13 protein-coding genes are annotated in these 19813 nt (G+C 35.8%); 6 read left to right on the top strand and 7 right to left on the bottom strand.

Translation table 11 applies throughout. From position 1 onward, the window contains the following. Position 1: 1 nt before the first annotated feature. The 6 genes from BLR27_RS16275 to BLR27_RS16300 all read right to left on the bottom strand — a co-directional run bounded on the left by BLR27_RS16275 (position 2) and on the right by BLR27_RS16300 (position 10685). Entirely contained in the window at positions 2-3064 is a 3063-nt protein-coding gene (locus BLR27_RS16275; protein ID WP_090706654.1) for an Eco57I restriction-modification methylase domain-containing protein, read from the bottom strand. Positions 3065-3135: 71 nt separating this feature from the next. After that, on the bottom strand, positions 3136-3750 hold the full coding sequence (locus tag BLR27_RS16280; protein WP_090706656.1) for a hypothetical protein: 615 nt from the start codon (positions 3748-3750) through the stop codon (positions 3136-3138). Positions 3751-4284: 534 nt separating this feature from the next. Continuing rightward, on the bottom strand, positions 4285-4713 hold the full coding sequence (locus BLR27_RS16285; protein ID WP_090706658.1) for a helix-turn-helix domain-containing protein: 429 nt from the start codon (positions 4711-4713) through the stop codon (positions 4285-4287). Positions 4714-4928: 215 nt separating this feature from the next. Then, positions 4929-6155 (bottom strand): site-specific integrase, encoded by a 1227-nt coding sequence (locus BLR27_RS16290; protein WP_090706659.1) that lies wholly within the window; start codon positions 6153-6155, stop codon positions 4929-4931. A gap of 247 nt (positions 6156-6402) precedes the next feature. Then, on the bottom strand, positions 6403-8982 hold the full coding sequence (locus tag BLR27_RS16295; RefSeq protein WP_090706661.1) for a phosphoenolpyruvate carboxylase: 2580 nt from the start codon (positions 8980-8982) through the stop codon (positions 6403-6405). 359 nt (positions 8983-9341) lie between these two features. Further along, entirely contained in the window at positions 9342-10685 is a 1344-nt protein-coding gene (locus tag BLR27_RS16300) for a 3-keto-disaccharide hydrolase (protein WP_090706662.1), read from the bottom strand. A 184-nt stretch (positions 10686-10869) separates the two neighbouring features. Here BLR27_RS16300 and BLR27_RS16305 point away from each other — a divergent pair, with 184 nt between their 5' ends. The 5 genes from BLR27_RS16305 (at position 10870) to BLR27_RS16325 (ending at position 16608) form a co-directional block, all read left to right on the top strand. Further along, complete coding sequence (locus tag BLR27_RS16305) at positions 10870-11682, top strand: endonuclease/exonuclease/phosphatase family protein (protein WP_090706688.1); 813 nt, start codon at positions 10870-10872, stop codon at positions 11680-11682. Positions 11683-11804: 122 nt separating this feature from the next. After that, a complete protein-coding gene (locus tag BLR27_RS16310; RefSeq protein WP_090706664.1) occupies positions 11805-12869 on the top strand; it encodes a carbohydrate-binding family 9-like protein in 1065 nt (354 codons plus the stop codon). A 19-nt stretch (positions 12870-12888) separates the two neighbouring features. Beyond that, entirely contained in the window at positions 12889-13650 is a 762-nt protein-coding gene (locus BLR27_RS16315) for a hypothetical protein (RefSeq protein ID WP_090706666.1), read from the top strand. 85 nt (positions 13651-13735) lie between these two features. Further along, the gene (locus BLR27_RS16320) at positions 13736-16051 is read left to right on the top strand and encodes a patatin-like phospholipase family protein (protein WP_090706667.1); all 2316 of its coding nucleotides are present in this window, start codon (positions 13736-13738) and stop codon (positions 16049-16051) included. Further along, positions 16048-16608: a hypothetical protein gene (locus BLR27_RS16325; RefSeq protein ID WP_245704541.1), complete on the top strand. Its 561-nt coding sequence runs from the start codon at positions 16048-16050 to the stop codon at positions 16606-16608. The genes BLR27_RS16320 and BLR27_RS16325 overlap by 4 nt, the downstream gene beginning before the upstream one ends. Positions 16609-16706: 98 nt before the next feature. On the opposite strand, the gene tamL is transcribed toward BLR27_RS16325, so the two are convergent. Further along, complete coding sequence (tamL, locus tag BLR27_RS16330; protein WP_245704542.1) at positions 16707-19028, bottom strand: translocation and assembly module lipoprotein TamL; 2322 nt, start codon at positions 19026-19028, stop codon at positions 16707-16709. Here tamL and BLR27_RS16335 point away from each other — a divergent pair. Beyond that, on the top strand, positions 18971-19813 hold the full coding sequence (locus BLR27_RS16335) for a TrmH family RNA methyltransferase (RefSeq protein ID WP_317040500.1): 843 nt from the start codon (positions 18971-18973) through the stop codon (positions 19811-19813). The genes tamL and BLR27_RS16335 overlap by 58 nt on opposite strands.

Consider the following 19813-nt stretch of genomic DNA (forward strand, 5'->3'; position numbering starts at 1 on the left):
TTCATTCCTGATGATAGTTTTCTACAATTTGAATTTCATCTTCAGTTAATTCATAAAGATCATAAACCATGTGGTCTATTTCTTTATCGGTTTTTTCTATTTGAGATTTAATGCTTAATGCTTTGTATTTCTGCTCTTCAAAGTATTCTAACCACTCGGCTTGTTCTGATAAGCTCAGCCTTACTTTGTTTTTTTCTATTCCTTTTATAAATTCCTTTGATGATAAACTTGGCCAATCATTCAAATTTTTAGTTATGCTAAGGTCACCTACTTTAGCCTGAATTAATTGAAGGAATTGCCATTTTACTACATTAAGGTCACGGTGATAACTAAGTATATTGTCAGCTTTTATAATGAATGATTGTTGACAATCCATGTTTATCACTTTAATGGGAAGCTTTTTACAGCTCTCTATCAAAAACTTTTGAAAAAGTCTTTTTTCGATATCTAAAAATTTATATGTGTGATAATAATTAATGAGTTTTGAATTCATTATCACTAATAGATATTTTACTGCTAAGGTACTTTTGGGAATCAGTCCGAAACCATGATGTGTGAAAAAATATTGCTGATTTGCATAGGAAGCATATATTCTTGGTGGATTACCTGAAATAATTTGACGGACAATTATTCTTTCTTCAGTAAAAAACCTCTCCTCTCGAGGTCTCCCTAACCAATCCCCATATTTTATATAGCCCTTAACATGAGGTAAAGTGAAGTGCCTGATAATATTTTCTCCAGAAATTAAAGGTTTATATGACTCATTTAATTTTGAACTAGAATGAAATACTCGATTATTAATGTCACTCTCACTATGTCCTTTATATTTATCGTATGGTGTGATACCCAAGGAAAAATAACAATCTCCCTGTAGTGGCGAGGAATTTTTCTCAATTTGGCTTATCACCTTACTAATTGAGTCAGATAAGTAAAGATTGAAGTTTATGGAATCTTCTTTCAACCATTCCTCTTTTCTTACTGTAGAAAATCCTTCGAAGTCAATTGAATTAATTTTAGCATCTTTTGGATATGACAATATTTTTATTGCATTTTTATTACTCATTCTTTGGCAGACAAAAATTATAGTTTCAACCTTAGCATCTAAAAAAACATCGTCTGGAAGCTTTACAATTTGAATTAATGAATCGATTAATAACTCTCTAAGTTTTCTGTATGAACTATTAACTAACATTGAGTTTGGATTTATAAAAGATAACAGTCCATTATTAGCTAATATATTAAACCCTTTTTCAATGAATATTGAGTATAAATTAATCCTGTTTTCAGAAGTTACATACTTTGAAAATATGTACTTAGATGTTTTTGCAGGAAGATTTTTAATATCAACATAAGGCGGATTTCCAATTACAACATCAAACCCGCCTTGATTAAATACATCTGCAAACTCGGCTTGCCAATTAAAGGCTTTATCACCCGCAACGCTCACATCTTCAATTAAAGAGTTCCCACATTTAATATTTCTGTTTAAGGAGCTTAATTTTCTACCCTTTCGAGCTGTACGAAGCCATAAACTTAGCTTGGCTATTTCTATACCTTCCTCATTAAGGTCAACCCCATAAAGATTGTTTTCTAAAATGCTGTTTTCAACATCTGACAAAACAAAGCTTCCTCCCAAAAGCTCTGCTTTCAATTCATCAATCTTTCTATGCTCTGCTATTAAAAACTCTAGGGCTTGATTTAAAAATGCTCCTGAACCACAAGCAGGATCAACAATTTTTAATTCTAGGAGCCATTTGCGATAATCGTTTATTTTTTGATTTAAGACTTCTCTTTTTGTTTTTAAAGCTCCCTTGGCTTTTGCATCTATATACTCGAATTCATCTTCAACAAGCCCTAAAACTACTTTTTGTTCTTTGCAAAGTGTTCCAATGGTATTCTCAACGATATATTTGGTTATGTATTTAGGCGTATAAAAAACTCCATCCTTTTTTCGTTTTGTTACTTTATTAATCCCTGATTTTACATCAACTATAAGGCTCGCTTCAATCTCATCAATTTCATTTAAGCTATGTTCAAATATGTGGCCTAATATGTTTACATCTACTTCTGTCTCGAAATCGTAATTGCTGAGTTTTAAAGAACCTTTATATAAAAGGTCGTCATCTATTAACAGACTGTCTAAAAGTTCATCAGGGGCAAACAAACCGCCATTATATGCGAATACTTCGCCATCCTTACCACTGTATCCAGTATTCAGATATTCAAAATTTTTCCTAAATCGACTATAAAGGGGTAAATAATTATCATAACGATCTTTTAAATCTGTCCAGTCCTGTAAGATTTTTCTCGTCCAATTTGGAGAAACTAAGCCCCTATCCTCTGCAAAGAACAGGAACAAAAACCTATCTAAAAGCTTTTGAGTTTTTTTGAAAATTAAAATACGTTCTGTTTGAGGGTTCTTTATGCTTATATCCTGAAATAACGCTTTTCTAAAATTTGCATAATCTGCATAAAGCTTTTTGGTTACATTTTCTTCCTCATTGTTTGAAATGGACTTTATTTGAGCCGGTATATCTTTTAGTAAATAATCTGAGCTTAAACAAATCCAAAGAAGCTTGAAGTGATCTTTACTGAGGTTAAATAAATCAAATTCCTCGAAATCAATCGCATTTTCAATATAAAAGCGAAGCTTTCTGAAATTTGAAGTAATTACATATTTGCACCCTTGTTGATTATTCTTATACCCAAAGGCTTGACTTTCTACACTGGCTAAATCAATTGTTTTTGTACTCTTTAACTCTATAACACTTAATATCTGTAGGCCATTTAAGATTGCTCCATCGGCCTTTTTACTATCCGTTTCATTTTTCTGCTCTGTAATTAGATTGAAGTTTTCATCAGGATTTAAAGTATAGCCTAGAATCTGAACAAATAATTCCCTTAAAAATCCCTCCTGATATTGCTCTTCTTTTGAGTTTATTATATTTTGTTGCTTAGCAGGATTATTAAAAATACTCTGAAACTTGGAATAGGACTTTTCAATATCTTCAACTGAAAGTTCATTCAGATATTTTTTTAGAACTGACTTTTGAAATAATGCCATTTGGTAATGTTAGGTATAGATTATGTAACAGTAAAAATGATAAATTAATACTGGAACCATGTTTTAATTATTTAAACATTCTCGAAAAACTTAATAGCAAAATCACAAAAATCAATAATCACCTTTTTATCCAGTTCAAATTCCTTCCTGTTACCTAAATAATTTTTAGATGTGGGGGTTATTTCTTGTCCTGCCTCTAATTCAGTTACAGATAAGCATTTAATATGTTTTTTTGAAACAAGTATAATATATGCATTCTTGTACGGATAATCTTTTGGCAGGTCTTTAAGTCTAAACTCCCCACTTGCTCTAAACTTAACTTCAATAAAAAAAACTTCTCCTGTTCCCCTATTCTGCACAACAAAATCTGGCATCCGTCTTATCTCCTGAGCAACATCCGATCTAACACCCTTTAATAATTCCATAATGCCAGGGATAGTATTTTCCATACCATAACGGAATACAAAATAATCTAAGCTTAAAAATAGTTCCTGAACAAGGGTTTCTGCAATTCTCCCTTTTATCATCCCATATCTATAAGAGTAATCTTTATCCGATAATCCATCAGTAGCAGGTTTTTCTATAACATCACTTTTAATTTCATCAGGTTTAGCATTTTTAAAACAGGAATAACACAATCCTCCTTCAAACTTGGAAACACCACCACACTTTATGCATTTGGCCATAAATAAGGTTAATTAAAATCAACTATTTTCTCTAAAGTTAAATTCTTTTTTCAGTTCCACTAATTAATTCAAGTCTGGTCTAATCTCATCTTAAGCCACCAGAGCAAAATCTTAAGAGATAGGCAAAAGGAAACGGAATAAATGGGCTGAGAGGGTGATGTAGGCCTGAAGGGCAGGAATGGCCTTGAGGGTTTATGCCGTAGTCTTTTGACTACCGCAGGCTTGTCTTTTAAGATTGAGCTACCTTCGCTGAATAGATGTGATTTACACGATGCGTTCTTGGCTCTTTTAAGACGTTTTAGTTATTTATTAATGAATTAATTAACAAATTAAACATTGCTCAGGAGCTTCATTTTAGCTCTAGAACGATTGAAATATTGAGTTATTGACATTCTGGATTTATTGACATAGAAAAAGGAGGAATCTTCCGATCTCCTCCTTTATTGTAAAAATCAAAAACAAAGTAGTAAGTATTATAACATACTACATTTACTCCCGCCAATGGGACTACATTATACTATTCATATATTCAAATTAACTCACTAATTCATCAAATTTAACTTTGCCGGCTCTCTGTATATCTCTAGCTTCGCATTCTTGTTCAATAATAAGGCGTCCAATCGCATTTGATTCATGATATCCATATTTTTTCATGGCCTCTAGAACTTTACGGAACTCAAAATATCTGTTTTTTCCCATCTTCTCTCCTGTAATCAACCCTTTTTTTAAGTAATTATGAATAGTTGCTTTGGTAACTTTAAGTTTCTCTGCCAGTTCTTTAATTGTTAAAAGCGGTGCTTTATCTTCGATATGCATTTGAAGTATTTTCTGCACCTCTTCTCTAATACAAATTTTAATATTTTCTAGTATTGCTTTTTCTAGATCATTATATTCCCTTGATTGCATTTTGTTTAAATTTTTTATGGCTACTACCAAACCGCGTTTAGGCTCTGTTGTGAGCAAAATAGTTTTAGAACTGATAGTCTATTCCAATTGAAAAGTAATAAACGTTAAAATTTAATGTGCGAAGGTAAATTGAAGTATAACCTCAATTATATAAAAGGTCAGAAGGAATAACCTATTAATAGAATTAACAAATTATTTTTAAAAGGTAGCAAAATTAAATTTGCTAAGGTTAGCGCCAGATAGTCTGGCTTAAGGTTATACAATAGTAAATTTTATTGTTCATTATTCCAAATTGTATTCATTTCTACTAATTTAACCTTATCAGTTAACTTAATATACTTTTTAAATGAATGGTAGTCTTTATGCCCTGTAATCGACATTACCGTTTCTGCTCTCATTCCTTTTTCCAATGACAAAGTAACAAATGTTCTTCTAGCAGTATGAGTTGTTATTAATTTATACTTTGGTTCAATTGTCTCAACTTTCTCAACCCCTCTATACTTTGTCAGTCTGATTATTTCATTCAGTTCACATATTTCAGCTATTTCTTTTAAGAAATTATTCATTTTTTGATTTGAAATCGGTTTTGGCAATTTCCCTCCATTTCTAAGCAAAATATCCTTTGCATAGTTGCTCAAAGGAATTCTAATAAATTGTCGTGTTTTTTCAGTTTTTACTTCAATATAATTTTCCTTAATGGATGTCTCCTTAAATGAATGTATATCTGAGAATCTTAAACCTGTAAAACATGCAAAACAAAAGAGATCTCTAACATTCATAAAGCTGGGTGTTAATTTTTTCGAGTTAAAAATTCTTAATAATTCTTCTTCTGATAAAGAAACTGCCTCAGATTCTTCCTTGAAAGCTTTAAATTTTTTGAATATTAAAATAGTATTCAATTCTCTATCTGTTGCCCAATTAAGGAATACTTTTAAGGATTTAATCATACATCCTACAGTATTGTTCAATAGCTTATTGTCATTCGACAGGTATCCAACGAAGGCGTGATAGAAATTTAAGTTTAAAGATTCATAGGTTAGCTTATAGTTTTTTTCTTTTTCAAACTTTATTAAATGATTAAAACAAGTTCCATAATGTTTCCATGTCCACATAGTTTTAGTTGCCTTAACCTCCAATAAAAAATTCTGAAAATCCTCCCTTAAAGCTTTAATAACTCGTTTTGCCTTTATAACCTTTTTGCCTCTTATCTTCTCTTCAAATCTTTCCTTGACATAATTAAAATCAATATGATGGTTTATCAACAGGCTTTCCCTTTCTGCCTCTGAAATGATTGATGCAAGGCTGTCTAAATGATTGTTTACCAAATCATCCATCTCAGATTTAACTTTCACTCGCTGTCTGCGTTCAATCCATTGTGCAGGATTGACTTTCGCTTTCGCAGCATAGCGAAATTTATTACCACTTCCCTGATAGGTTAATAAGATTAACGATAAACCTTGTTTATCTGATTTTTTTAAATAAAAATTAAGTGTTGCCATAAAATTAGGTGTCAAAGTAGGTGTCAAAACCTTCTTTATTGACTTTGGCTAAATTTGACAACATTATACCAGATATGCAATTTAAATATCTGACATACAGGTAGTTATAGTAAAATTTAATCAAATTTGATAAAACCTGATTAAATATTCCCCTCACCCTCTGGGCACACAAAAAAAGCCTCCTGATTATTCAGGAAGGCTTTTTCATTATTGGGTGTCAATTTTAAAGGCAGATTAAATACACTCCTTAAACCAAATTCCTCCCTGCATTTACAATTCCATATACCGTGCGTATGATCAGTTTATCATAAATTTCTGATTGGCCATCGTCCATCTTTTCAGTTTTCAGATTATTAAGCTGCTGCAAGGCATAATGCTGGATAATTACCAATGGAAGAACGATCTTTTCCCGTAAAGCGATAGATTTCCGCTCCACAGGATACTTTTCCATCAGAGCCTTAGTATCCGAAACTTCAAGAAGCAAATCTCTGGTAAGCTCGAACTCCTCTTTGATCATCTTCCAGAATTGGCCAAATGTATCGTCATTTTCAAGATAGGCAGTTACCCGAAAATCTGATTTAGACATGGACATCATGCAATTATCAATCATCGTTTTAAACTGCCCGGATTCGTTATAAAGCTGCTTGATATCATTGAATGAACCCGCATCTTTTGCCTTTTTCAAGGCTGAACCCACGCCGTAATAGCCCGGAATATTTTGTTTCAGCTGACTCCATGCCGTAACGAAACTAATTGCACGAAGGTCCTCAAGTCTTAATTCAGCATCAACATTCCTTTTTACCGGCCTGCTGCTGATATTGATCTGAGAAAGGAGCTTCAGTGGGCTGTGCTTCTCCAGGTATTTCAAAAATAATGGATGCGCTGTTAAGGAAGCAAATACCTGATAACTCTCTCCTGCAAGATTGGCGATCAGATCGGTTTGAGCTTTATTAAGCGTGTTGGTATTGTTCTGATCAAGTGAGGATACAATTCCGGCATTGATCAATTGCTCCATATTATAGTGCGCGCTGTCAAAAGAGCCATACTGGCTGCTGATTGTCTGGCCCTGAATGGTCAATTGAATATGGTCGTTTGCCACATCTTTACCCATTGAAGCATAAAATAAATGAGTTTTACCACCACCCCTTGCCGGCGGACCACCTCGTCCATCAAAAAAGACCAGGTCAACACCATTATTTCGGGCAGCAGTGGTCAGGGATACTTTAGCCTTCAAAATAGACCAGTTTGCCATTAAATAGCCCCCATCCTTGGTACTATCTGAGAAACCAAGCATAATAGTTTGCTTGTTGTGGCGACGCTTTAAATGCTTTTTATAGAAAGGATGAGAATACAGCCTTTCCATTATCTGAGTGGCCTTCGATAAGTCTTCAATGGTTTCAAAAAGCGGAACGAAATCAATATTTAACTTCTCCTTTTTCCAACCGCTCAGAAGGAACAATTCCATTAATTGGAGTATGTCTGAGGCCTGCTGACAATTACTGATGATAAATCTATGGCATGCCTTTTCTCCTCCTGCATGCTGCAGTTGATGTATCAAACGAATGGTATCTAAGGTATCCCTGATGAGTTTATCAGCCTTTGCCGGACAATGAAAATCAGCTTCTTTGAATGTAAGTCCGGAGATCCTTTCATCCTCAGTCAGCTCTGCATGTTTATCTTTTTTAGCAGTATCTAAACCATTCTCCTTAAGGGCGAACTGATGTACAGTACGCAAGATCCGGCTATCCTGACGAACATCCAGAGAGGCAAAATAACAGCCAAATAGTTTTACTTTACGGATAAGATCTTCAACTTTATCCAAAAACAATCCGTCGTGAACCTCTACTAATACTTTTTTGATGGCCTCCAGATTACTGATGATCTCAGCCTGCTGATTTTTTGGTTCTTCTGCCACATTAAAACTGTTTTCATAAAACAGGTTTTGTAAGGTGGCGATATACTTTTCAACTCCCCGAAAGGTGACGCGTCTTTTCAAATTCCTGAAGTCACGATAATAACAGCGGAAAAGGACTGTTCGGAGCAATGCAGAAACTGTTTTTGTACTTTCGGTGGTCACATTAGGATTTCCATCACGATCACCACCCGGCCAGAATCCTAATTCAATAAACTGGGGTGGGTCGGTAAGATCAAATTCCTTATCTATCTGCGACTGAATGCTTGAGGTAGTTTGATAAAATACATTTTCAAGAAACCAGGCCAGACTTACCGCTTCATCTACCGGACTAGGCTTATTTTTATTGAAGAAAGGTGTTTTCCCCAACTGCTTAAGAAGCAGGTTGATAGAGTTAATATCATTTTGCTTTAATGCTTCAATAAGATCCGTAATTATTGCTAAAACAGGGCCCGGGTAAAACTGGGTTGGATGAGCTGTTAGGACTAATCGCAGGGAGAAATCCTTTAATTTATCCTTGATCTTTTTTTCAATCAGGGGGTTAGCTGCAGCCTGCTGAAAGAGGGAGTTCAAAGAACCGGTATCCTCCCAGCGACCCGTTTTATTGAAGGAAGCATCTTCCACAGCATCAAATAAAACCACCTGACGCTCTATATATTGTATAAAACGAAATAGGAGGTCAAAACGGTCGGCAGCCTGAATATACTGTTCATATTGACCAAAAAAGCTTTCTATAATGTCCGTCGGACTTAACTGAGACTTCACACCATCTTCACAATGTGAGGTAAAAAATGGCAATAAAGTACCTGTATGCTTGATCTGATAAAAGGGTAATGTCAGAAATAAGCTATTATACAGTTCAAATCTGTTTACAACTTCATTAGTGAAAATTGATTCTTTTTCGCTGAGTTTCATTTAAATTCTATTCTTTGGCATAACATACAGCCAATACACAAAAGTGCGATATTTATAACAATAATCAATTTTTAGTTGATAAATGTTAACAAAAACAACCATTTGTTAGATAATTAACAATGAAAAATAGACTTAAGATCCGGAATACAAATCGCTTTCAAAACTCAGGGATAGACTCTCTGAATCAAAAATTTTACTAATCAATTGTTAGTCAATATTTTACAGGCTTTAAATAAAAGAAACAGCAATTAAACAAGTACACAAGCAGGCTAAAAATTAGAGTATTGAAAAAATGAATTTTCGTGTAAAATACTTCCTGATTCCAACAATTAAAGCCTACCGGATATCGAAATTTTAAATCAATTCAACTCTCTTATCTTTATACTTCTGAAAGAAACCTCATCTCCATGATCCTGAAGCATTATTTTCCCTTTTGGAGCTAAACCGAAACCTTGTGCATTCTTAAATTTACTCTGAGCAATAAATTCCTTGAATTCAGCAGATCCACGATTAAACTCAAGAACCTTATATCCATTTAACCAATGCTCCACCTTATTATCAGGCAATACCCGGATCATAGCTTGATTCCATTCACCCATCTTTTTAATAGAAGCCGGGACTTTTTGAGCCGGGATCAGGTCATACAATGATGCTAAAGTGCGGTTACCTTTAATCCCCATTTTTGCATCCGGATGTTTTTCATCATCCAGAATCTGGTATTCCAAACCCAGGGCAGAACCATTGACCGTATTCACAAAGTACTTCAGTCCACTATTGGCTCCTTCAGTCATTTTGAAATCAAACTTCAATTCAAATGCAGCAAATTCCTTTGTTGTTACAATATCACCTCCAACTGCAGGCTGCCCTGCCTGGTCTTTCTGTACCGACAAAACACCCTCCTGAATATTCCAGCCATTTTTAGGAAACATGGCATTATTCGCAGCCGTCCAGTCCTTTCCTGATTTACCATCCCATAATAAACGATATCCCAGGTCCTTTTCTTGTTTAGAAAGATCATTGGCCACTGTATTAACAACAAAAATATTGTCGGGCGCAGAAGGCTTTAATTTACCGGTCTGAATTCTGATATTCTTCCATCTGATTTGCCTGCCTTCAGGTTCGGAAGCAGGAATAGCATGAACTTGCATCGCTATAAATCCCTTACTTGTTTCTGCATCTATTAAATGCGCCACAGGAATTCCATTCACCCAGGTTCTGATGCTGTTACCGATACATTCAATACGATACTTATTCCACACATTATTTTTAAAAGCTGTTTTTGCTGCAGGATTTAATTCCAGATTATATAACCAGCCTCTGCGGCCTTCATCATAGATTCCACCACTCCATGCACGTGCAGCAGGGTCAATTTCAACCTGATAGCCATGAACTCTTCCATTTTGGTATTCTTTCTTACTCAGACTCCTGATCTGAATACCGGAATTCATAGAAGGGTGTACTAAAAGTTCAACCTCCAGAATAAAATCTCCATACTCCTTTTCGGTTGATAGAAATGAATTAGGGGTATTGGATACTGTTGTGCCAATCAATTCGCCATCTTTTGCGACATAGGTAGCCTTTCCGCCCAATAACTTCCAACCACTCAGGTCCTTCCCGTTAAATAAATATTCCCAATTCCTGTCATTAGGTTGAGCAGAAGCAGTGAATGCCGTAAAAAGTAGCAGGTATGCAAAAATCTTCATGTTTAGTTTTTTTAATAAATGTACAAATTCATTCCAATGAACCTACATGAGGGCATAAGCAAATAATAAAATAGTTCCGAATGTTCAAAAAAGCCATTTTCCATCCTGTAATTTCTAAAAATGTCATAAATTCAACTCGTCATAAATGACAGAAATGAAACCCCGAAAAAACAAGTATATTCTGATGAAAAAAATAATTTTTGCCTTTTTCCTTTTATTGGCAACATCCTGCAGCATTTTTAAAGAAAAGACAAAAATTTCCGTGCAATCTGCACCGAACGAACTAAAAGTAATGAGCTATAATATTCATATCGGCAACCCTCCTTCCAAACCGGGCTTAATCGATATGGAATCAATAGTTAAAGCTATAAAAGCTGAAAACCCCGACCTTGTAGCCTTACAGGAGGTAGATGTGAACACTGTCCGCTCAGGTAAGATCAATCAGGCCGAGATCATTGCCAGAAATCTTGGGATGAACTTTTTCTTTGCAAAAGCAATTGATCACGATGGCGGCGACTATGGAGTTACTATTTTATCGAAATTCCCCATCAGTGAAACAAAGATCCACCGACTGACAACCATTGGCGGAACCGGTGGTGAGCCGCGTATATTAGCGACCGCCAAAGTTCATCTGAAAAATGGGAAATTCATACGTTTTGGATCTACCCACCTCGATGCACAGGGAAAATCGACAAACCGGGAAGTTCAGATAGAAGAGATCAATCAGGTAGCTTTAAATGAAACCTTGCCATTTATTATTGCAGGCGACCTGAATGCGCTTGAGGAATCATCTGTCATACAAAAATTGGACAAAGTATTCACCCGCACCTGTCAGAAATGTGACCCAACATTCCCTGTAGTTAATCCCAACAGGACGATTGATTTTATCGCCTTCCGGACAGGAAATAAATTCAGTACCCTTGAACATAAGGTTGTTCAGGAACATTATGCATCAGACCATTTACCTGTTATAGCATTGTTACGATATAACTATTAGTTGCACAAGCATATAAGTCCAATTTATTATAGCTTTAACGATCTTATTGAATCACATAAAAAACCTAACAAAACATACCCTTGCCACCAAAAATCAACCTGAAAAGCTTGTTAATTATATCAATGAGCTTTTTTATATCTTCAAATGTGAATGCCCAATCTGCGTTTACCGGGATTGAAAATCTGTTTACCGAACCAAAATCCTATACCTTATATAACAGTAAAACACCACTTAAAATTGATGGAGAACTGAATGAAAAGGCATGGCTTGAAAGTCCCTGGTCTGACCTTTTTGTTGATATTGAGGGCAATCTTAAGCCTGCTCCTGCAAATAAAACCAGGGTTAAGATGCTCTGGGATGAAAAGTATCTGTACATAGCAGCACAATTGGAAGAGCCACATGTTTGGGCTAACAAAAGACCTGAAAAGGATATTATATTCAGAGATAATGTATTTAAGATCTTTATTGACCCGGACAATAACATGAATGATGATTTTGAGATCCAGATAAACCCTCAAAACAATATGCTCTTTCTGATCATGAATAAGCCTTACAGGGATGGTGGAGTACCTGTGAGCGGATGGGAACCCATAGGATACAAGTCGGCCGTCAAAATAAACGGAACGATTAACAGATCAGAGGATACCGATAATGGATGGACAGCTGAGATCGCCTTACCACTTTCAGCATTCAGCTTTAATCCAAAAGATGCAAAGCAAAATACACGATTCAGAATCAACTTCCTGAGAACTAATTTTGATTTTACAGTGAAAGATGGAGTTTATTCTAAAGCTCTGGATAATACAGGAAAGGCTTTTCCACCACATTATGCATGCTGGACCTCGCAGGGAATAATCAATATGCATTACCCGGAAAGATGGGGATATACAATTTTCTCTGAAAACCCTGCAAGCGACAAAGGAGAAAGCTTTTTGCTACCCTACTCAGAAAAACAGCGAAAATATTTGTGGCTGGCCTATTACAAGCAGAAGGAATACTTTAAGAAAAATAAAAAATACGCTTTAAGCCTGAATGAACTCAATGTTCCTGAAAGCGATATCCTGATCGATGGTAAAAAGAATACCTTACATCTGGAAGCGAATAGCCGGCAGTTCCTTATTAATATCAAAGAAGAAGGAAGCACTAGTACCATCAGCCTTGATCAGGATGGATTGATCAGTAATTAATTATATACCCCCGAATCAAATGAAAATAAAATTTTATCTGGCTGTCATATTTATTATCAGCAGCTTCACAAATCCGTTGTTTGCTCAAAAAACCGAATTGCTCATCCTCCCAACGATCCATGGCGGACATAAAAAGAATGTGAATTACAATTTTGAACATGTCAGACATATCATTGAGAACTTTAAACCAGACATTATTGCCGTGGAGATCAGACCGGAAGATATGGACCGGGATACAAGCTATTTAAAAGCTTTTTATAATCCGGAAATGATCATGTTCAAGAATGAATTTCCGGAAGCTGAAAAAGCTGGTATTGACTTTATGGGAGCCGATTTTGAAGGAAAATCATTACCTCCTGATTTCATGAAGGAAATAATTGGTGAGTTTGGTAAATTCAGAGCAATGAATCAGAAACTAATGCGCGATACTGCCATTGTAAAAGCCCGTATTGCCAGAGGGCTGCCTGCACTTATTTCAAAGCGGGGAGAAATGATGGCTAATTTAGGCGCAAACCAATTGATGGATGGAAAGTATGATGCATTAACTGAAGAATTTACTCGCGGACAGACTGAAGTTCTGAAAAATACTCCCTACCAATTTTATGATGACTTTCAGGTTAGTCGTGATCAGCGCATTGCTGATAATATCAAAGCATTGGCCTTGAAAAATAAAGGCAAACGAATTATCGTTCTTACAGGAGCCAATCACCATAACAGAGCAGTAAATGAATTGCGGAAAGTAAGATCTGTAAATCTTGTTACACAGGTTCAGGACCATTAAATTTTGAAATAAGCTCCATTCCATTATAATTTAGGAGCAGAGAATCTGATTGATGGTTAAATACCTTAATTTTGAGTCAGATTAAATGAAAAGAACACTCACACTTAGTATCCTTCTTCTATGTTTTTTTGCTGTAAGCGGGCAGAAAGTCGGATTGGTTTTTAGTGGAGGTGGAGCCAAAGGACTTGCCCATATCGGGGTTTTAAAAGCACTTGAAGAAAATAATATTCCCATAGATTATATCGTTGGCACCTCTATGGGAGGTATCGTAGGTGGAATGTATGCTTCAGGCTATACTCCTGCCGAAATAGAAACTATCGCTCTGAGTGAAGATTTTCAAAATTGGGTGAGCGGATATTTCGAAAGTGAATACCGCTATTTTTACAATAAAAAACCTGAAAACCCCTCGTTTATCACTGCAAAACTGCAGATTGACACAGGCTTTAACATCAAATTACGATCAAACCTGATCAATGATGTACCTCTGAACTTTGCTTTACTGGAGCTTTACGGACAAGCATCTGCAACAGCGAAGAATGATTTCAATAAGCTCTTTGTACCTTTCAGATGTATTGTTGCGGATGTCTTTACGCAGCAAATGATCCCTGTTTCAAGCGGGAATCTATCTGAGGCTATTCGTGGAACATTTACTGTTCCACTGGTATACCGGCCTATAAAAGTGAACGATAAATATGTATTTGACGGAGGAATTTACAATAACTTTCCTGTTGATGTAATGAAAAAAGATTTCAAGCCTGATTATATCATCGGAACGAATGTATCATCAAAAACATATAATAACTATCCCAAGGATAATGATGAGAAATTAATGAACCGTTTTCTGGTCTATATGTTCCTTTCTAAAACAGATTCTACCTCAATAGGAGAAAAGGGAGCATATATTCAACCTGATCTTTCGGAATACAGCACTACCAATTTCACACCCGTAGCAGAACTGATCAAAAAAGGTTATGAAGCTGCGCTGGCTGATATCCCAAGGATAAAAAAAGCACTTGGAAGAAGTAATACTGCAGAGGAATTAAAAAAACGAAGGGAGGATTTTAAGGGAGGCTTATCACTGCTGGAATTTAACAAAATTACTGCAAGCGGAATTAACAGTAAGCAAAAGACCTATGTTGAACGAATCATTCACAACAATATTGAAGAAGGAAGTAACCTTTCAGAGATCAAAAAGGGTTATTATAAATTAGTGGCCGACCAGAATTTCGAAACCGTTTATCCGAAAATTGTCTATGATAAAGTGTCTGATGTCAATAGTTTCGAGGTTGCCGTTCAGCCGGAAAAGAACTTTAAAATTGATTTTGGCGGTGTTATTTCAACAAGGCCCATTAGTAATGCCTTTGTGGGCTTGCAATACAACTACCTCAGAAAAAAATCTTATACATTCTCCGCCAATTTCTATGCCGGTGGTTTTTATGAGTCGGCACAAACAACCGCAAGAGTAGATATGCCCAGTAAACTTCCAATGTATCTGGAGGCAGAGTTCACATATAACCACTGGAACTATTTTAATAAGAGTCAGATATTTATTGAGAACGTGAAACCGGCCTTCATTGAACAATCTGATCGGCGCATTGTACTAAAATTGGGTATCCCTTTTACAAAAAATGGAAAACTTGAGGCACAAACCGGATTTATAAATTTTGATGATCAATACAGCCCTAATCAGGTTTTCAGATTTGGTGACCTTATGGACTTCAACAGTTATAATGGCCTCATGGCATCTATTAACTACAGCAAGAATTTATTAACACGAAGGCAATATGCAAAAAGCGGTTCATCATTTAAAGTAGGGCTTAGCGCCTATACCGGTACTGAATCGTATACTCCGGGTAATATTTTCAGGGATGAAAGCACTTTTAACGAGATCAAAGCCTCAGAAACAAACCGCCATTGGTTCAAAGCTATAATAAACAGAGAAAAGTATTTTGTCTTATCCAAAAAATATTCCTTGGGGTATCTTATTGAAGCTGTTGTATCAAACAGACCTGATTTCAGTACATATAAAGCAACAATATTAAGTGCTCCTGCATTCAATCCCCTGCAGGATTCTAAGTCGCTCTATTTAGAAAATTTCAGAGCAAATAACTACGGTGCCTTTGGTTTGAAGAACGTATTTCAAGTTTATAAAAACCTTGATTTTCGTGCAGAGGGATATATTTTCCAGCCGGTGAAAGAGTTTAAATTAAATAAACTCCAATCTGTGGGTTATGGTGAGCTATTTGCTGACAGTCATTATGCACTGACAGCCGGCTTTGTTTATAATACATTGGCAGGGCCGATCAGCTTAAGCTTAAACCATTATGATGATGACCAAAAACGCTTCGGACTAATGTTTCATATTGGATTTTTAATTTACAATAAACGATCATTTGAATGAGTAATTTCAAAACTATTTTCATCGGACTATTTATTATTTTATCAGGAAATCAGGTCCATTCTCAGACAGAATCAACTCTGAGCCAGGAAGTTGTTCTCAATAATTTCATTGTAAAAGAGGATCTGCTCAAGAACAATAAGATCGCAATTATTGCTGCTGATTCTTTAGACAAGCCTATAGAGACACTGAGCGGCACTTTTCAATTTAGCATCAATGGATTCGGCCAGGAATTAAAATTCAATAATGGCGTGGCTGTAGCGGCACAGCCAATCGATAAGTCTACCTTCATTTATTTAAGACATGAGAATGAAACGGGCACTCATGGTAAATTATATTATGTGGTGCGAAAGGGTGATTTTATAAATCCTATAAAAATAAGCTGGTGGGTTCTGGTGATCGTACCACTAATTCTTATCATACTGGCTACCCTATTCCGTAAGTTTATTATTATTGCCGGAATCCTTCTGATTTTTATTTTCTATTACAATTCAAGCAACGGACTTAAATTACCTACTTTCTTTGATACGGTCTTTGATGGCTTAAAGAACTTGATTTAGTGTAAGAATATGCCCTGCAAAAATATCAGAACCTGAAATCTGATACCAAATCTTTAGGGAAGGCAATAATTCAGGCACTCAAAACTCAGGTCGACTCATTAAAATGGCATTCCAATACCGAAATTATACTGCACAAAGCGGTAAATATCCGGTCGGTGTGTTTCTGCATAATCCAGTTTAAATTGCTTTTTATTAAACAGGTGTTTTATAACATACTGATCTGATCCTGTGAACTGTGGATCTTTGACCTTGATACCTGCATCAAGTCTGAAAACGAAGTAGTTAAGATCAAACCGCAAACCTGCCCCGACTCCAACTGCCAGCTGGCCAAGAAACTGATTGAATTTAAATTCACCACCTGGATTTTCAACAGTTCGTTTTCTTCTCCAAACGTTTCCAATATCGGCAAAAGTTGCTCCCTTGACCTTAGCATTCAAAATATTATCTGCGATCTTAAAACGATATTCAAGATTACCTTCCAGTTTGATTTCTCCTAACTGATCCAGATTACGAAGGTTAGCTCTTAGGGTATCTGCCTTGCCATCACTACCCAGAACAGCTCGATTGTAATTACCGGGGCCCAAAGTACGTGCCTGCCATGCTCTAACTCCGCTTGATCCGCCTGCAAAGAAATTCTTCTCAAAAGTTAATTGATCGCTGTTTCCATAGGCAATACCAACACCCGGATTAATACGTGCCACCAATTGCTTTTCTCCACCAAATGACCTGTAATATCTTATATCAAGCTCTGTTTTTACATATTGCTGGTATGGCAATCCCATAACTGTTCTGAAACCATCCTTATCTACATTAAAGTTTACTATCTTATTCAGTAGTCCAAGCGAATTTCCTGCTGCATCAAGTGATCCCCTGAAGTAGAAAAAATTACCATAAGTATTTAGTTTGATGGCATTCTGGGTAAAAGCATACTGACTTCCAAGATTGAAAAAACGCCTATCGTTGGTCCTGACATATAATTCAAAGCCTCTTTGTATTAAACTATCCTTGAAAACAGGATCCAGTTTACCTTTTCTGAACTCAATATTTATCGGGGTTAAAGAGTGCAATTTAGTTTTTGTTTCAACCCAGTCATAGGTTATAGAATTAATAAAGACCCGGCTTGAAAACGCCTGTCTTTGATCAAAAAGTTGAAAACTACTTGAAATAGTCGTTCGGGGAATCCCATTTCTTCCCATTGCCGGGATATTGAATGGAACCAATAATTTCGGTATGACCAGATTAGCTCCCAACTGAAGATCACGGCTAAAGATCCGGTCAAAAACATTCCCGCTTCCATTTGCATCAAAAAATATTCCATATTTTGCTTTAATCTCCAGATGTTCAGCCCCACCAAATAGATTTCGGTTGGTATAAGTATTACCGATATTAAAACCATTACGGCCTGAATTGAAAGTATATTCACCTTCTATCCTGTTACTCATTCTTTTGAGAGGTGTAATAGTATAGTTCGGTAATAGTTTAAAGGTACTGTCGCCTGACTTCTGATATTCAATCTTCAGGTTTCTGAACACATTCAAATCATATAAACGATCATATGTAATCTCTTCATTATCAATACTATAAAGATCATTTTTCTTTAAATAGATATAACGACTGATCGGTTTTGCATCAAATTTCCCGGAATAATCAACAAAATGAAATTGTGAATCTACCACAACTGTGTCTGCTTTCAGAGCATCGCTTACCCCATTACTGGTAGAAATTGTTAAGAGGCTATTATCAATATTATACGTTTGATGTGCTGTTTTATTAGCTGGATTAGCAAGAAATAATCTAAGATTAGCTTCACTGCTAAGAAGATTACTATCTACATCAAACCTCACAAACTGTCTGACGTAATCATAATAACCATGTTGCTTCATTAGCTTGTAGATCTGTTCCCTCTCATAGGCCAGGGTATCAGAGTCAAAGCGTTTGCCTTCTTTTAAACGGGAAAACTTATTACGATTGGCCAGATAGAGGGCAGAAACAGTGGTATCTTCAATTTCATAGCTAATATCCCTGATCTTGAATTCAGGACCAACATCGGCAGTGAAAACAATTTCAGCCTTCTGTTTTTCTACTTTCAGATCACTTTTTACTTTAGCATTAAAGTAACCTTTAGAGGCAAGAAATTTTTCGATCTGGACACGTGATATCTCCATTAATGAACTATCCAGAACATGGGGAGCCTCTCCAATTGCTTTTATCCTGTCTGTACGATATTTTCCCTTACTGGTATTAAAAATATTATATAATGCCAGATTCTGCCTTGAATTTGGGCGGATATCGCTCTGTACAAAAGTTAAAGCAGTTTCTGAAAATTGCTTATCTACACCCACCAGCTTCACTTTCTTAACCAATGCCTGATCTTCAGGCAGATACCTGGATGCATTACAGCCGGCAAATATTAGGAACAAAAGCAGTATACTTGCAGGTAAGCAACTACGGCAGAGAAGGTATGATTTCAAAGTCTCAAATAAGTTTTATAAAATCTTTACATCAAAAAAAGTTCAGAAAAGAACATCGTCTTTTCATTGTTGAAGGATTAAAATCAGTGTCAGAATTCATTAATTCTAAATTTGAAATTGATTCTATCTATCATATTGCAGATGTGATGCCAAAGTTGGGTAAATTATCACATAATATAAAGCTGCATCTAATAAGCCCTGACGAATTATCAAAGATAAGTTCTTTAAGTGCTCCACAACAATTGCTGGCAACAATTAAAATACCCAATCCTGAAGAATTAAAAATAGAATTACTTGAAGGCAATTTCGTCATGGCTTTAGATGGCATTCAGGATCCTGGTAATTTTGGTACTATAATTCGTACAGCAGATTGGTTCGGAATCAATTACATAATCTGTTCTGAAGACACTGTTGAAGCCTACAATCCGAAAGTTGTACAAGCAAGTATGGGATCTCTGGCCAGAGTAAATATTATTTATACAGATCTGAAAGATCTTTTCGTGAAGACAAAATTCCCTGTTTATGGTGCTCTATTGAATGGCCAATCAATTTATAAAACCACTTTCGGGCAGGAAGGAATCCTTTTATTGGGAAATGAAGGAAAAGGAATTAGTGCTGATCTGATGAAAATGATTACCTTTCCTGTGACTATTCCACGCTTCGGAAGTGCAGAATCTCTGAACGTTGCAATTTCTGCATCTATATTCTGCTCGGAAATAAGAAGAAATTGTTAA

Source organism: Daejeonella rubra (genome assembly GCF_900103545.1).
Lineage (GTDB): Bacteria > Bacteroidota > Bacteroidia > Sphingobacteriales > Sphingobacteriaceae > Daejeonella > Daejeonella rubra.

Coding starts and splice junctions, on each gene's coding strand:
- BLR27_RS16275 (WP_090706654.1), bottom strand. CDS start 3,064: ATGGCATTATTTCAAAAGTCAGTTCTAAAAAAATATCTGAATGAACTT.
- BLR27_RS16280 (WP_090706656.1), bottom strand. CDS start 3,750: ATGGCCAAATGCATAAAGTGTGGTGGTGTTTCCAAGTTTGAAGGAGGA.
- BLR27_RS16290 (WP_090706659.1), bottom strand. CDS start 6,155: ATGGCAACACTTAATTTTTATTTAAAAAAATCAGATAAACAAGGTTTA.
- BLR27_RS16295 (WP_090706661.1), bottom strand. CDS start 8,982: ATGAAACTCAGCGAAAAAGAATCAATTTTCACTAATGAAGTTGTAAAC.
- BLR27_RS16300 (WP_090706662.1), bottom strand. CDS start 10,685: ATGAAGATTTTTGCATACCTGCTACTTTTTACGGCATTCACTGCTTCT.
- BLR27_RS16305 (WP_090706688.1), top strand. CDS start 10,870: ATGAAAAAAATAATTTTTGCCTTTTTCCTTTTATTGGCAACATCCTGC.
- BLR27_RS16310 (WP_090706664.1), top strand. CDS start 11,805: ATGAGCTTTTTTATATCTTCAAATGTGAATGCCCAATCTGCGTTTACC.
- BLR27_RS16315 (WP_090706666.1), top strand. CDS start 12,889: ATGAAAATAAAATTTTATCTGGCTGTCATATTTATTATCAGCAGCTTC.
- BLR27_RS16320 (WP_090706667.1), top strand. CDS start 13,736: ATGAAAAGAACACTCACACTTAGTATCCTTCTTCTATGTTTTTTTGCT.
- BLR27_RS16325 (WP_245704541.1), top strand. CDS start 16,048: ATGAGTAATTTCAAAACTATTTTCATCGGACTATTTATTATTTTATCA.
- BLR27_RS16335 (WP_317040500.1), top strand. CDS start 18,971: ATGCCTGATCTTCAGGCAGATACCTGGATGCATTACAGCCGGCAAATA.